General features: G+C 39.7%; 10 protein-coding genes. All 10 read right to left on the reverse strand.

Annotation, left to right across the window (positions count from 1 at the left end; translation table 11 throughout):
* Positions 1–11 precede the first annotated feature (11 nt).
* Positions 12–920, reverse strand: a complete 909-nt coding sequence (locus tag G4Z02_RS04675) for a carbohydrate ABC transporter permease (protein WP_258878704.1) — start codon at positions 918–920, stop codon at positions 12–14.
* A gap of 46 nt (positions 921–966) precedes the next feature.
* Positions 967–3,888 carry an extracellular solute-binding protein gene (locus tag G4Z02_RS04680; RefSeq protein ID WP_258876833.1) on the reverse strand — a complete coding sequence of 974 codons (2,922 nt, stop codon included), beginning with the start codon at positions 3,886–3,888 and terminating at the stop codon, positions 967–969.
* 24 nt (positions 3,889–3,912) lie between these two features.
* Positions 3,913–5,634 (reverse strand): extracellular solute-binding protein, encoded by a 1,722-nt coding sequence (locus G4Z02_RS04685; protein WP_258876834.1) that lies wholly within the window; start codon positions 5,632–5,634, stop codon positions 3,913–3,915.
* A 227-nt stretch (positions 5,635–5,861) separates the two neighbouring features.
* The gene (locus tag G4Z02_RS04690; protein WP_258876835.1) at positions 5,862–6,659 is read right to left on the reverse strand and encodes a sugar phosphate isomerase/epimerase family protein; all 798 of its coding nucleotides are present in this window, start codon (positions 6,657–6,659) and stop codon (positions 5,862–5,864) included.
* Positions 6,656–8,125: a sulfatase gene (locus G4Z02_RS04695; RefSeq protein ID WP_258876836.1), complete on the reverse strand. Its 1,470-nt coding sequence runs from the start codon at positions 8,123–8,125 to the stop codon at positions 6,656–6,658. The genes G4Z02_RS04690 and G4Z02_RS04695 overlap by 4 nt, the downstream gene beginning before the upstream one ends.
* 2 nt (positions 8,126–8,127) lie before the next feature.
* On the reverse strand, positions 8,128–9,384 hold the full coding sequence (locus G4Z02_RS04700) for a glucoamylase family protein (RefSeq protein WP_258876837.1): 1,257 nt from the start codon (positions 9,382–9,384) through the stop codon (positions 8,128–8,130).
* A complete protein-coding gene (locus G4Z02_RS04705) occupies positions 9,369–11,693 on the reverse strand; it encodes a beta-galactosidase (RefSeq protein ID WP_258876838.1) in 2,325 nt (774 codons plus the stop codon). The genes G4Z02_RS04700 and G4Z02_RS04705 overlap by 16 nt, the downstream gene beginning before the upstream one ends.
* Positions 11,694–11,727: 34 nt before the next feature.
* Entirely contained in the window at positions 11,728–12,705 is a 978-nt protein-coding gene (locus tag G4Z02_RS04710; protein WP_258876839.1) for a Gfo/Idh/MocA family protein, read from the reverse strand.
* Positions 12,702–13,811 carry a Gfo/Idh/MocA family protein gene (locus G4Z02_RS04715; protein WP_258876840.1) on the reverse strand — a complete coding sequence of 370 codons (1,110 nt, stop codon included), beginning with the start codon at positions 13,809–13,811 and terminating at the stop codon, positions 12,702–12,704. The genes G4Z02_RS04710 and G4Z02_RS04715 overlap by 4 nt, the downstream gene beginning before the upstream one ends.
* 143 nt (positions 13,812–13,954) lie before the next feature.
* Entirely contained in the window at positions 13,955–14,797 is an 843-nt protein-coding gene (locus G4Z02_RS04720; RefSeq protein ID WP_258876842.1) for a sugar phosphate isomerase/epimerase family protein, read from the reverse strand.
* Positions 14,798–14,814: the final 17 nt, after the last annotated feature.

The raw sequence follows: 14,814 nt of genomic DNA on the forward strand, positions 1-14,814 counted from the left end.
ATCAGCACCCCCTACTCATCTTCCTTGAGCAGTCGTTTAAAGACGCTCGAGAAGAAGAAAATTATTCCGAGTAAGATGACGGATAAAGCTGCAGAAACACCCATCTCCGAACGCATTAAACCATAATCCTCAATATGGTTTAGAATCAATTGTCCAGCGTTCTGTGGTGTCGGGTTCGCCCCGCTAAGGGCCACCCCAATCGCTCCCGCACTAAAGGTACCAACAATACTCATAACGGCACCAAACATCATTTGTTTTTTTATCGATGGAATCGTAATGTAGAAAATCTCTTGAAGGCGGCTTTTCATTCCATCAATATAGGCCGCTTCATACAGTTCTTTATTAACGGATAATAACCCTGCCAAAATCGCCAAGAATCCAACCCCCATACTACTCCATAACGATACAATAATCATAATCGTCATCAAGTATTCTGGAGATTGTAAGAACTGGACGGGTTCGTTTATTAGATTTAGTTGGAGTAACATCGAATTGATAAATCCACGTTCATCACCACTGAACATGATTTTCCACACAACGCTCATCGCAATACCGGCGGTCATCGACGGTGAGTAAATAATCAATGCGAGAACGGTTCGTGCTCGGTGCGTAATTTGACTAAGCATCCACGCTAAAACAAACGACAAGATGTATCCACCAGGTCCGACAATCACACTAAATAGTAATGTGTTTGGTAAGACGGTTTTCATGAAGATTTCATCTTCGGTTAGGATATAAATATAGTTATTAATCCCATTCCATGTCGGGAACTGAATCCCATTGAAATAGGTAAAACTTAATATAATTGCTAGAAATACGGGAATGACGATAAACGTCGTAAACAAGATGACATAAGGAGCAACAAAGATGTAAGTTGAACGGTCGTTTTTCTCGACAAAATTGATAATCTTTGTCGACATATCAGACATTGATTTCTTGGTCTTCAAAATCCATTCGCTCATATTATCACTCCTCTCTTTCTTGCCATGCTTTGACATCGTCAATGGTTGGAATAATGTACTCGTTTAGCACATTTCCATCCTCATCCATATAGCCAAATTCAGCATATTTACGTTCGAGTTCACGATTGATTAGGATGATCGCATCATCAATCGCGCTCCGGATATCGACTCCATCGAAGACGACGGTATTCCAGACATTCGACAACTCCCGTTCCATTTTGTATCCACCAGGAATCTTCGGCACTTCGTGGATATGTGTAAGTTGTTCGAGGATAATATTTAAGTGATCTTCATCCAGTGGTAGTTCTGCCAAGGCATTGATATTAGCACTATTCCACAAGAAGCCATCGCCAAAGGTGATTAAGAGATCGTTGGTGAACTTGGTTTGAATCTCCGTCGACATCCACCATTTGAGAAGTTCCCACGCTTCCTCTTGTTTCTCACTCTTTTCAAAGATGATACTCGATTGTGCTGTACCTGTCGTATCACGACGGATGGTAATCCCATCCTCTTGTAATACTCCAGGTGCCAAAGCAATATCCCACTTATTCGCAATTTCAGGAGCGGCAAACAATAACTGTACATACGTATTGAAATTGGCGACACCAATTGGAAGCAATCCTTCACGGAAGTGATTGTAGAAGTTCGGTGTTTGCAACGGTAAACTGTATACCGTATATAAATCAATCATCATTTCAATTCCTTGTAACGCTTCAGGGGTATCAATATTTGCGGCAAATCCATCCGGTGTATAATACGTTGCACCATATTGATAAATGAATGGAGATGTTGCGGCAAATCCTTTTAGGGCACTTTCCGCAGAAAGCGGTAAGTAGTAGTTCATACCGTAGCGTTGTAAGGTTGGTAGGATTTCTATGATTTCATCATACGTCTCAGGCACTTCAAGACCAAGGGTGTTAAAAATGTCTTCACGATAGAACGTCACCATAAAGTCTTGGGTTTCAGGAAGACCATACACCTTGTTATCATGAATCATATGAAGCATACTACCGGGCATGAAGTTATCGATGACTTCATAGAATTCATCAAACTGTCGCATATCGGCGGCTGCGCCACGTAGTCCAAGTTCATACGGTAACCATCCACTTACCCCAAGGGCTAAGTCGGGTTGGGTATTGGCCGCGTTAGCCAATATTAGTTTCCCTTCATTTGGCATAACACTATATCGTACTTTAATTCCGGTTTCCGGTGTAAAGTACGTATCCGTCATTTGTTGCATCATATTGATGTAGTACCGTGAACGGTTTACCCATACATCAATATCGTATTCGTCATCGACTTCAATATTCGCACTTTCCCGATACACTTGCATACTCGCAATCCATTCAACAAGGAAATTTGCCTGTTCTTTCGGTAATTTCGTATCCTCAGAATGAATGTAGAGGGCATCGAGTTGGAGCGGTTGAGTAATCATGTCCGTTGCCATTAATGAAAGGACTTGTGAAATCGAGTTCGACCCTTCATTTAATAATGTTAAATTATGGGGAATTTCATCCACATCTTTCAACAACTCATCTAATTTCTGTAAGACAATTTCATGTTGTTTGTGGAGTTGTGTTGATTTGCGGTTCACTGTTTTAAGCGTATCTAATGCATCTTCCATCGCCACAATATCACTGCGCCAAGATTGCAGTAGTTCGGTTGTTTGCGGAAGAAACTCCTCGATATTCCATTCACGATTCGTGTCGGTATCGCCACCAGTTAATCGTTTTATTTGCAATGCATAATCACTGATTTCATCAATGATTCGAAGCATATCGTTATAGGCATCGGCGTAGAGTCCGGCGGATGCCTCTAAGGTCATATAGTGGATCCCTTCTTCGAGATAGATATGGAAGGGATCGCCATTACCAAGGGTTTCTTGTTGCCAAGAAGTAGTGTAATCGAATTTATAATCTTGTAATTCTTGAAATGGAATGACACCGTCGATATAGACTGTTCGGAAGCTTGCTCGATTGGTAAAGGTGTCATTGGTATATTTTAAGGTTATGTTGTAATAACCAGTATTTTCAACCGTAAAGCCATAGGTAATTTGTTGTCCAGGATCCATAAAGGAAGCTCCTATGGTGTTTAAATAGTTTTGTTCCACATAAAAAGGTGTAACGGACGGTGATTTCTCAATGCTGGGTAAAATCGATACGTCGTTTTTATACGTATAGTTTTCAGCCTCAACAAAGAGCAACTCCTCACTCGTCATAACACCTGTGTGGTTTGCACTATATTCGTCATATGTTTGAAGATCAAACATCGGCACGATGTGGACATCTCCTAAAAGGATGTCGCCACTGCCTTTTTCAATGGTAATATCTTGGAGACCAGCGTCCAGTTCAAAGACTAATGGTTCGGCATCTAAGAACAACTGATCACGTAAATAAACGGTCTGCCAAATGTCTTCATTGATCTGGGGACTCAATACTTCATTATGGTAGCGATCGAATACATCATCAGTCGATTCACTCGCCCAAGTTGAAAAAAGGCGAATATTCTCCGCATCTTCATTGATGTACTCTCCGTTTACTGAAATGGATAAATCAATTGATTTTACACTATCGGTTAAGCTTAAATAATCCAGAGCAATGTAGTACAATCCATCACTTGGAATGTCTGCTTCATAGGTAAAATCTTCGTTATCGGTATCCCAACGATACACTGCTCCTTCATAACCTTTATTGTCCCCAGCTTCAGTCACACCATTATTATCAAAGTAATCTTCAACGTTCAGTGTAATGGTGTTTTCAGGTTGTGAAACTTCGTTAAATAAAGGATATGAGGGGTAAAATTCATTACCCCTCATACTATCATTATTCACATTTATAAATGTTGATATTATGAATACCAGAGCAAATATCGTGAGAAAAGATGAGATCGTTATAATCATTACTTTCCGTGTAATATTTGCATTCATATTCAGTATCCTCCGTACTGCGTATTAGTCTTCAAGCATTGATAATAATAATGCGTTGTATGCTTTGGCAAACTCGTAGTTGATTGCGGCTTCTAATTCAGGAGTCATGTAATCAGAATAAACGATTCGTCCTAATTGAGAATCCCAAATTAAGTCACCAATTGATAAGGTTGATCCTGGATCGTTATCTGGTCTTGAGATGGTTGCATCAATACCAGTATCATACCAGAAGCGTGCCCATAAGAATCCAGGGACAAATTTGTTTCCTTCGTTCAGAACGGTAACTTCACCTGTAGCAGCAGCTTCGAACCATTCTTGAACACCAGCAACTGGGTAATTTTCAAACCATTTGTCAACGATTGCTTGTGTCGAGTTTACTGGTAATCCAGCGATTGATAATGCACTTTCACCATTTTCGGTATCTGGTACAGTATTTTCAACGATGTCAAAGCGAGCGTTAATTCCATCAGCTCCAAAGCTTAACCATTTTGCAACTTCAAATGCACCTTCTAAGTTGTCGGTTGTTTTTGAAATCGTCATGAAGTCTTGAACACCAACAACGTTTCCACCTGGTAATCCAACAAACTGAAGATCGAATCCAGCATCATCGGCATTGTCTTGTAATGAAGTAGCCCATGTTCCATCCCAGTTGAATGCAGCAAGTCCGTTACGGAATGCGAATCCATCCCAGTTTGAACCGAATAATTGTTCACGTTCAGATGGTTGGTCTTCGAGTGGTCCCGTAGGAGCTGTGCTATATGCGCTAACAGACCATTGGTTGCTAACGATACTAGCAGCTTCGGCTAATGCATCTTTCATTACTTGGCTGTTTAGTAAGAATTCTTCACCATTGTAGACAAAGTGTCCAATTCCTAGTGGTGTTTCAGCTTCTTGGTCTAAAACAGCAGGTAACCAGTTAACGATGCTTGTTGGAATGGTGATACCTGCAGTAGATGTACCATCGGTACGTGTGGTATCAGTAGCAGCTTCAATTGCAGCAATCCATTCGTCATAGGTGTAATCTAAGGTTGTAAAGTCGGTTGTAATATTTGCATCATCAATTAAGTCTAAGTTCGCGAACATACCTAGGTAGTTTGTTGAACTTGGAATTGCAAATACTTTACCATTGTACGTAACGGCATCTCGTAAGTTTTGAGGAATGTCTGTCCATTCATCATCTGCTTCCGCAACGGATGTGATGTCACCAGCATAACCAGCAACGATAAAGTCTGGTACGTTACCAGATAATACTACGTCTGGGAAGTCTCCTGCAGCAGCACGTGTCGCTAAGAATTCATTGTAGTTTCCTTCGTACTCAACGATTTCGATTTCGTACATAGGATTTGTAGCATTGAACTCAGCAATTAAACGACGTGTTAAGTTGTTTGCTTCTGCTGTACCAACGTTCCAACCAGCGTAAGTAATTACAGTACGAGGCCCATACTCAACAGTTATGGTAACTTCAACTTCAACTTCGTTACCATCACTATCTGTTACTGTATAAGTTACTGTATACTCACCAACTGTGCTTGTATCAACGTCTCCTGTAACAACGATATCAGCTGTTAAATCGCCATCTTCAGCGTCTTCAGCTGTTACACCATCAAGTGCGTCGAATGTTGTGTCAATTTCAACTGTTTGATCAACAGCACCAGCAAATACTGGAACCCCTGATTCTTCCTCTTTACAAGCTGTTAGGCTAAACGCAAAAAGTCCAACCAAAGCAACAAGTAATAATTTTTTCATAATTCTCTCCTTATTTTTATTTTTTTTAAACGATTCATGAAATCGCTTACTTGATAAATTAATTGTATCACTATCTGTTTCTAATGTCAATAAAATATACGGATTAATATAAACGGTTCAATAATAATCAAACGGCTAAACTAAGCAGTCAAAACGTTTTCGACTATCAGCTGAGTAGATTAGGTGAAACGTTTCAACTGATTCAATATTCCACCCATATTTCGAACTTAATCAGAACATGTTTGTAGCGTATTAATAGTGAAATCGATACTTCGTTTTATTTCATTGAACGGGTTATTTGTAAGGAACTGATCCTGTTCAATAATGTAGTATTTTGTATTCTTTGAATACAGTGTTTCAATAATTGATTTGTAGTCCATATTTCCGTCACCGATTGAACAATACACGGGTTTCGTTATCCAATCATTAACTAATTGTACTCGCATATCTTTTAAATGAACGATATCAAAATTGGCGTGGTACTTCTGAATAAACTGTAGTGGATTGACACCAGCGGCTTGAAGCCAGTAGAAGTCGGGTAGAAACTGTACAACGCGTTGATCCATGTTTTGATACAAAATATCAAAAGGAATAAATGGTCCAAGTTGGACAAACTCAAATGAGTGATTATGGTAGGTTAGTTGAAGGCCTTGCTTCTGGAGTTTTGTTCCGAGAATGTTCATCTCGAAAATAAAATGTTGATAGTCTTTGACTTTATCACGAGCAAACTTCGATGGCAAAGCGCCAACACCTACATACGGAATGTTCATATCGTGATGAAACTGAACAATGTAATCAAATTCTTCTTGGAGTTGATTGTAATCAATGTGCGTTGCAATAATCTGAATACTATACTTGGGAAATAGTTCTTTGTACCAGGTAATCTTCTCATCGGTTAGTCGTCCAAAACCGGATAACTGGACATACTCACAGCCCATCGATTTTAGTTTTTGAAGGGTATCTTCCAGTGTTTCTTTGGTTTGAATGTAGTCGCGAAGGGAATATAATTGAACAGCTACATTCATTTTTTAAACTCGTTAGGATGTTTGTCTTTATATTTCGGAATATAGGCTTCACGACCGGTTTTAGTTAAATGGTTTTCACAATAATGTTTTAAATTTCCATTGGCATGGAAAGGTCCACCTTCTCCAAGGACTATCCATAATGGATCTTGTTTGATTTCCATTTTCAGCATTTGTTCGTCCACCCATTCAAATAAGGCACTTTCACATTCGAGTTTTACTTCGGGCTTCTCTTCGACAATGTTATGAACTAAATGTGGATCGTCTTTGATATTAAACAGCATATGTTTCGGGAAGAAGTGATAACCATCGTGATAGGTGCGTACATAGAGATAATCATCTTTACGGACACTGCGTTGACAAACGTGGGACATTTGCGACAAGAACAATTCCTTATGTCCGGATACTTTCCCTTCTAGTATCGTCTTAGCATAACTATTTCCATCCCAATATGTCGATGGTTTTGTATAATTAATCAGTTCGGAAATGGTTGGAACCAAGTCCAAGTTGTAATGGAATCCTGTATCCACGTGGTTTTTCATTCCACCTGGCCATTTGACAACCATTGGAATGCGACATGTAATATTGTCCGCGGTACCATGTTCGGCGTAGATTCCAAGTTCTCCCATATTTTCACCATGATCCGTGGAAATGATTATCGCAGTATCTTCGTAGAGACCTTTTTCTTTCAGAAGATCAATGATGCGCCCAACCGCTTGATCCGCGTAATGGATACCTAAATCGTAGCCGTCAAAGAGACGTTTCACATCATCCATAGTATCCAGTCTACCAGGTTGACGATAACGGAATCTCTCCGGTACTCGGTCGGAATACATCCCGATTTCTTGGGCACAATGTGGTCCTGCAAGTTTGAGGTGTTCTTCAAGAACATCGGCGGTTATCCATGAGGGGATGGGATCGTCTTCAAATGGATTTTTAACATCTTTGGGGACGCGATAGGGTGTGTGTGGATCCCAGAAATTAACATGTAAATACCAGTTATCTTCTTCGGCGTGATCTTCTAACCAACTCGTTGCGATAGGTAAGATTTCTTCAGCGGATTCATCACCGAATTTACCAGTATCGTAAATTTCATTGAAACCACAATAGTAATACCATGCGGAATGGCGAGAAGCAAATGGGGTGATTCCAACCGTATGGAATCCATGGGTTCGAAGCATTCCGAAAAGACTGTCGGTTTCAAATCGATGTTTGAAGCTACGTTTCGGGTCTAACTTTAATTGGGAAGCGATTCGACCGTGATTGGTGACCCCGGTATTAATCCCAAACTGGCCACTGAATAATGCGGTACGTGATGGTAAGCAGGGCGCATCTGAGGTGTAATAGTGTTCAAATCGAACCCCATCTTTTGCGATGGAATCAATGTTGGGTGTTGTGTTTCGGTGATACCCATAACATCCCAGATGATCGGCACGCATGGTATCAATATCAATATAGATAATCCTCATTGTTACTCTCCTTTCCGATGAAACTTAAGACGTTGTAATGCTCGTTGTACATAGTCGCTATTGGTTACAAGGGTGAGTACTGTTTGGTGTAGATAGTTATCTAGAGCAAGTAATGTTGGTCCCTTGTCAATTCCAATATAGCTATTGGAGTACCAAGGTTCCTCTTCAAAGTTAAACGAATCATATAATCCATATGGTCCCCACATCTTATTATCTAGCGCGAACTTTTGAAGTTGTTCAAGACTCTCTTTTGGGGTAAACATGATCGACGACAAACTAGCGTATGGCGCAACCGTACCATCGATCTTTGGCATATGATCCTTGACATGTTCGTTGCCCCATGGTGGTCCACCTACTACGCAGTACCCCCGTTTACAATGGGATGCGGTTAATCCCCAATACCCTTGTTTGAAGGTATTATATTGAGGGTTGTCGTTGCACCACTGTTTGTTTGCTAGGGTTGCGGCGATGCTATTGTTAAACCAGCTGAATCCTGATTCATCAACATACGTATCAAAATCAATAAACAAGTGACTGAACTGATGAACAAAGAGGGCATTATTGAAGCAATGAACATATGGTTTTCCTCTATAGGATCCAGTCGGACGATGAAAACTATCATAGAGTTTTTTAGCTAGTTTTGGGTCACAATCTTTTTGTCCGGCATATAGGATATACATCATTAATTGTTCGGCATAATGATCCCATGATGCTTTATTGAAGCCATCTTCGGTTTTATAACGTTCTTTTCCAAAGGCCATGCGGAATACTGGTTTGGTGTCGTGATCTTTTACCAAGTATTCCCAATCGGCTTCTTGGAGTAACTTATCGGAAATGCTTTCAACATCTTGCTTGAAATACTCTTTGACAGCAAGGACACCCATTAAGAAGATCGCTGTATCAATGGTGGAATATTCACTTGGTCGTCCTTTGTCTTTGCCCATCGTTTCGGCGGTGGACATGCGAATGAAATGCACATAAAATCCATGACTCTTGTCAATGTTGTGGAAGATTGATTCCAAGGAGGTGAGTACGCGGTGATATCCTTCTTCAAATGTGATATATCCTCGTTCTACACCAATAACGATAGCAGCTAAGCCGTATCCAACCGAAGCAATGCTGGATCGATCGGGATGTTTGTCGGTTCCGAGAATCAGTCCATACCCTTTACTCGAAGGATCGGTGTTGGTGTTGTCCCAGAAGAAATGGAAGGATCCCTTCATTTCCTGTTCGATTAATTGTTTTAGTTTTTCGTCCATGTGATGGTATGTACTCCTTTGGTGAGATGAATGATGTTGTTATTGATTGTGATAGTAGAAGAACTTGAAGGCGTATAATCTCCTTCAAAGGCTATTTTTTCATGATCATTTAAGGCGGTTAGTGTTACTGTTATTGAATCATCTGAAAGCTCTTTATGATGAATTTCACAAGTGGAATAGGTAATGGTGAAATCTTTGGCTATCGTCCAGTTTTCAGGAAGGATGAGACCTTTACGAAACGGTATTGTAAAGACATGATTATCAAAGATTCCGACCCCGTTTTGACGAATCGTTGTTGTTTTTTCAAACTCTTCAAAATTATGAATGAAGTAGAAGCGTCCTTGGGCAGATTCACGAATGACAATATTGATCCATTCATCAGTTTCAAAGGGAGCGTTAATATTGGACAACTCCAAAACGTCCTTGGTGATGTCGTCAATGTAATCCCAATCGGATTTGATCGCCATTCCAAAGAGGTTGATTTGACCTTTACCCACTGATTGAACAAATCCTGTGACTTGACTATGATCTTGATCGAGAGTCGCATATCCTTCTTGCACATCATACACTTCAGCCACATGACAGTTGACGGAATCTTCTTCTAAAATATGAACGCGCTGATAAGCACTATTCAATTTCGTAACGCCAATCGCATCCGCAAGAATGGTGCAAGGACGTTCCCGTAAATCTCTCTCGGGGAGTTTTGGATATAAGAAGAGGTGACCTCCTTCTTTCATGTATGTAACGAGCTTTTTCTGAACAGGCTTATCCATCCACAAAGTACTAAAAACAATCAATGTCGGATGGGAGGACACATCAATCGGAGTAGGATCTAATAAATCAATACTATCAAAGGAGATGTTGTTCATGGCGAGTGATTTACCAACGCCATTAAACAGATAGGTTTGTCGTTCTCGTGTCATCGTATTGGATTGGTGACGGGTATACGAATTGTTGTATTCGGTCATGAAGTAATCGGGATAGAAACCAAAGGTTGTTGATGTTTGATACGATGCATCAAGCAATGCTTCACCATATGTTTTTACAACATCAACTAAACGCTGAATTACGAAATAGTGTCGTCGTAATTCCCCATTCATTCCGATAGCTGCTTGCCAATCGTGACGCCGGGAAATCATCCCCATTTCATCAAAGTTTTCGCCACCGACAAACATATAGTAATTGATCGCATTCATCCCGTTTGATATCGCTAAGCGAGATTTTAAATCATGGGTTGTCGGTTGTAAACGGGGAACCCCGTTTTGAAAACCACCTTGAAATTCTGCACTGAATAGTGGTTGATTCTGCGGTTGAATCGCTGCCGTGAAACTATTGGCAATAATCACATCAAAAAAGTTCTCACTAACAATATTTCCAACATAATAATCTCCAGCCAAGATAACCTCAGGTATTGTTCTTGTTTCATAGAGTTGAGAGAGCCCGACAGGGTAGCGAAATCCCCTTTTTGCATAATCAATTTGGGAGAATCCATGAATATTAACTACTGGGGGAACGACGCTACCCCGCTCTCTAGAGAAGGAGATTAGTAGATTTAGATAATCTTTAATATAACCGCGGAAGAAGGTTTTATAGCATTGATTCAGTTGAATTGATTCTTCCTTTGTTGTTTGCTCTTGTTTATATGCACTTAGTAGTTGATCCCATGTTTCACAAGTTGATTTTTTAAGTAAAGACGGATTGTATGTTTCCAGATGACGAATAAAGTACGATAACGTCACATCACTGTAGTCTCCTTGTTGGGTAACCCAGTGAAACATCCCCACTTCATTATCGTATTGTGTCATAATGATTGGTCCACCGTTTTGGATTTCAAACGGAACCAAAACATCAAAGACATGGTTGTACCATTTCTGAACTTTTTCTAGATATGTCGGATGAAGATAACTGACAACGCTATTATTGTTGTGGTACTCACCATTTTCTTTTTGAGCGCGAATTTCTGGATAATTATTAAGTAACCATGCTGGTAAACCGGAGTTTACAGTTTCGGCCATGACGTACGGGCCAGGACGTACTAGTAAATACAATCCGGCATCTTGGACATATTGAATGAAACTAATCAAATCTTTCTCGGGACATGTCGATCCATCGAGATCCATCTGGCCTTCTTCAACTTCATGCCACATCCACGGGATGTAGGTACTAACCAAGTTAAAACCGGCATCCTTTATCTTTTTAATCCGATCCTTCCAGTCGTTTTTATGAACCCGGAAATAATGCAGTTCTCCACCCCATAGGAAGGGTTTATCTTGATTGATAATAAATCGCTTATTGTCATAGGTAATCATACGAATACCTCCTTATAGTAGTACATCTATCGAGTTAAGACTGATAGACGATATCGATTATTCGGGATGTTTCTAATGTATCAACACCGCGAACATAGTTTTTATTGTCATGAATAATGGCGTCATAGAACTGTCGAATAATATCAATGTGGCCACTACCGAAATACGATTTTACACCCTCGCGCGTCGTATTCTCAGCAACTTTCTCTAGTTCGTTATCGTTCATCTGATAGAGTGTTTCGCCAATTTGATAGAAATGCGCATGTTCAAAATGATATTCCAGTTGGACATCGGTACTCATCGCAAAACTATTGGTTGAGTTGAATAGACCTTTTGCCCCTGATGTAAAATCAAGGGTTAAGTAGGCATTGTCATCCACTTCAATGTAGGGATGATCAATGTTCATCCATGTTCCGTGGACGTGCTCTACCGTCCCGGCAATATGAATCATTAAATCCAAGGTATGAATCCCTTGATTAATTAACGACCCACCACCTTCTTCTTTCCACGTTCCCCGCCACAAAGCTTGGTTGTAGTATGTGGCATCGCGTAACCAGTGCACCATTCCTTTAATCCCAAGTAAGTTCCCATACGTCTTGTTCGTGACATAATCTTTGATCAATGCAGTGGTTTTATCGGTTCGATGTTGAAAACAAACACTGAGGTATTTGTTTTTACGATCAGCTAGTTCGACCAATTCTTTTGCATGTTTATGATAGATTGTAAATGGTTTTTCCACGAAGACATGTTTGTTTGCTTGTAGGGCTTTCTTGGTGATAGGGTAATGTTCATGATGTGGTGTTAGTACATGAATGACGTCAATCTTATCATCGCTAAGCATCGCTTCAAGGGTTTCATATACGTTGAAGTTATGTCCCTCTTGGTGCGATAATGCTTTCTCGTGATCAAGGTCATAAATCCCAACAATATGGGCATTTGTATATTGATTTATCGCTTCTACATGAAATGGATAAATCACGCCACAACCAACGATTCCGATTCCTAAACTCATGATTCATCCTCGATTCGCTGAATTAATTCTTTTAAGAATAAATCTTCATCCATTGATTCAATATGAACAACTTCATTGGTAAAGGCACTTAAATGGAACGCGTTACTAATCGTTAATCCGTTGATTCCTTCAACACCAGGAGCTAGTAAATCATTTCCATAGAGAATTGCCTCAATAAAGTTATTCAGGATTTCAATGTGTTGAACACCCCAGGGGTTCTCTTTGATGTCATAGGTAACTGTTTCAACGTTTGGTGCTTCAAATTTATTCTCATGATCGATACTGTCAAATTCAGACTCAAACGGTGTCAATTTATGAAATACAAGTTTCCCGTTTTCAATAATGATTTGGCCCCCATCGCCCACAATCTCGAAACGATTGGTACCGGGGTAATCATAGGTACTGGTTACAAATACACCACTAGCACCGTTTTCGTATTCAACATAAGCCGTAACATCATTTTCAACAGCTATCTGACGATGTGCACCAAACTTCATATAAGCTCGTACGGTTTTTGGCATACCACAAATCCACTGCCACAAATCCAATTGATGGGGATCTTGATTTAATAACACACCTCCACCCTCACCATTCCACGTTGCCCGCCAGCCACCACTTTTGTAGTACGATGAACTGCGATACCAATTGGTGATAATCCAGTTCGTCCGACGGATTTCACCAAGGGCACCACTTTGAACAAGTTCTCGCGCTTTCTGATAGATTGGATTTGTCCGTTGATTGTACATAATACCAAACACCAAACTTGATTGTTCGGCATACTCATTTAAATCTCGGACGTTTTTCGTAAACACACCAATTGGTTTTTCACTTAGTAGGTGTTTCCCTTTTTGCATTGCTTTTAAACCATATATTGGATGATCATAATGTGGTGTGGCAATGATGACTGCATCCAACGCTTCATCTTCAATGAACGCATCAAAATTGTCGTAAACCTTAACATTATGAAGTTCTCGTGCCCATGCTAATCGCTCGGGATTAATATCACAAACTGAATATAAATAGGCATCATCAACTTTCCCTTCATAAAGGGATTTTGCATGAAATGTTCCCATACTTCCAATTCCTACTACTCCGACTTTTACCATTGGTTTCCTCCTATTTAGTGAAACGTTTCACTAAGGGTTTAAAAAAATATACAAGCGTTTACATAGCTCAACTCTATAATACATAAGACCCCAGTAAAAGGCAACTATTATTACAAAAAAGAGTAAAAAAAGAACAATAATAATTACTTCATCATTGTTCGTAATGCTTCAAGAGATTCTTCGAAAGCTTTAAATGGAGTATACACGCTATTTAGTTTTTTTCTAGGTTCGTTTTCTAATAATTCAAGACCAGTAAATTCAACAAGATGTGGTTCGAGTGTCATAAATGAGACATCACCTTTGTATATACACTCTCTAACAATTTGTTGAACCTTTGCATCTCCGCTTCCAATGAGGACGTTAGAAGAGTCGACCGACAAAGCATCCTTCAAGTGAAGATATTTCACATACCGTTTAAGCATATCAAATGCGATGATTGGATCTTGTCCGACCTGAACGAAGTTCGCAGGATCAAAGATTAGTTGAAAATGAGGATTATCAATATTTTCCGCTAAATATAAACATTTCTCAGCAGTATCTCCAAAGATTGGTTTCTCGTTTTCATGCAATAAATAGATATCGGTGTTGTCGGTATAGGTTATGAGTTTATGAAGATACTCAAGCACCAGTTCTTTATCGGTATCAGAAGCATTATAATAACTAAATATACGAATATATTTTACCTTAAGAACCTGACATATTTGAATGAGGTTATCCATCTTATCAAACTGTTTTTGAACTGCTTCTTTATCATAAATGTCAACCTTTCCAATTGGAGAACCAATGGATGAAACACGAATATTGTATTGATCTAGAAGTGGTTTTATATAGGATTTCACTTCATCAATGGTGTAGTCGATAATATTCTTATCATTGACTAAACGCAGTGAAATATAGTCTATGCCAAGTTGCTGTAAAGCAATTAGTTGATCTTCAAAATTGGGGGTTATTTCATCTGCGAACGCAGAGATAGGTATTGGGGTCATACAATCACTCCAGTTAA

The sequence above is a fragment of the Candidatus Xianfuyuplasma coldseepsis genome, assembly GCF_014023125.1.
Lineage (GTDB): Bacteria > Bacillota_I > Bacilli_A > Izemoplasmatales > Izemoplasmataceae > Xianfuyuplasma > Xianfuyuplasma coldseepsis.

What these genes read in the sequence shown, in the direction of transcription:
- G4Z02_RS04680 (WP_258876833.1), bottom strand. Translation starts at nt 3,888, where the DNA reads ATGAATGCAAATATTACACGGAAAGTAATGATTATAACGATCTCATCT.
- G4Z02_RS04675 (WP_258878704.1), bottom strand. Translation starts at nt 920, where the DNA reads ATGTCGACAAAGATTATCAATTTTGTCGAGAAAAACGACCGTTCAACT.
- G4Z02_RS04690 (WP_258876835.1), bottom strand. Translation starts at nt 6,659, where the DNA reads ATGAATGTAGCTGTTCAATTATATTCCCTTCGCGACTACATTCAAACC.
- G4Z02_RS04700 (WP_258876837.1), bottom strand. Translation starts at nt 9,384, where the DNA reads ATGGACGAAAAACTAAAACAATTAATCGAACAGGAAATGAAGGGATCC.
- G4Z02_RS04710 (WP_258876839.1), bottom strand. Translation starts at nt 12,705, where the DNA reads ATGAGTTTAGGAATCGGAATCGTTGGTTGTGGCGTGATTTATCCATTT.
- G4Z02_RS04720 (WP_258876842.1), bottom strand. Translation starts at nt 14,797, where the DNA reads ATGACCCCAATACCTATCTCTGCGTTCGCAGATGAAATAACCCCCAAT.
- G4Z02_RS04695 (WP_258876836.1), bottom strand. Translation starts at nt 8,125, where the DNA reads ATGAGGATTATCTATATTGATATTGATACCATGCGTGCCGATCATCTG.
- G4Z02_RS04705 (WP_258876838.1), bottom strand. Translation starts at nt 11,693, where the DNA reads ATGATTACCTATGACAATAAGCGATTTATTATCAATCAAGATAAACCC.
- G4Z02_RS04685 (WP_258876834.1), bottom strand. Translation starts at nt 5,634, where the DNA reads ATGAAAAAATTATTACTTGTTGCTTTGGTTGGACTTTTTGCGTTTAGC.
- G4Z02_RS04715 (WP_258876840.1), bottom strand. Translation starts at nt 13,811, where the DNA reads ATGGTAAAAGTCGGAGTAGTAGGAATTGGAAGTATGGGAACATTTCAT.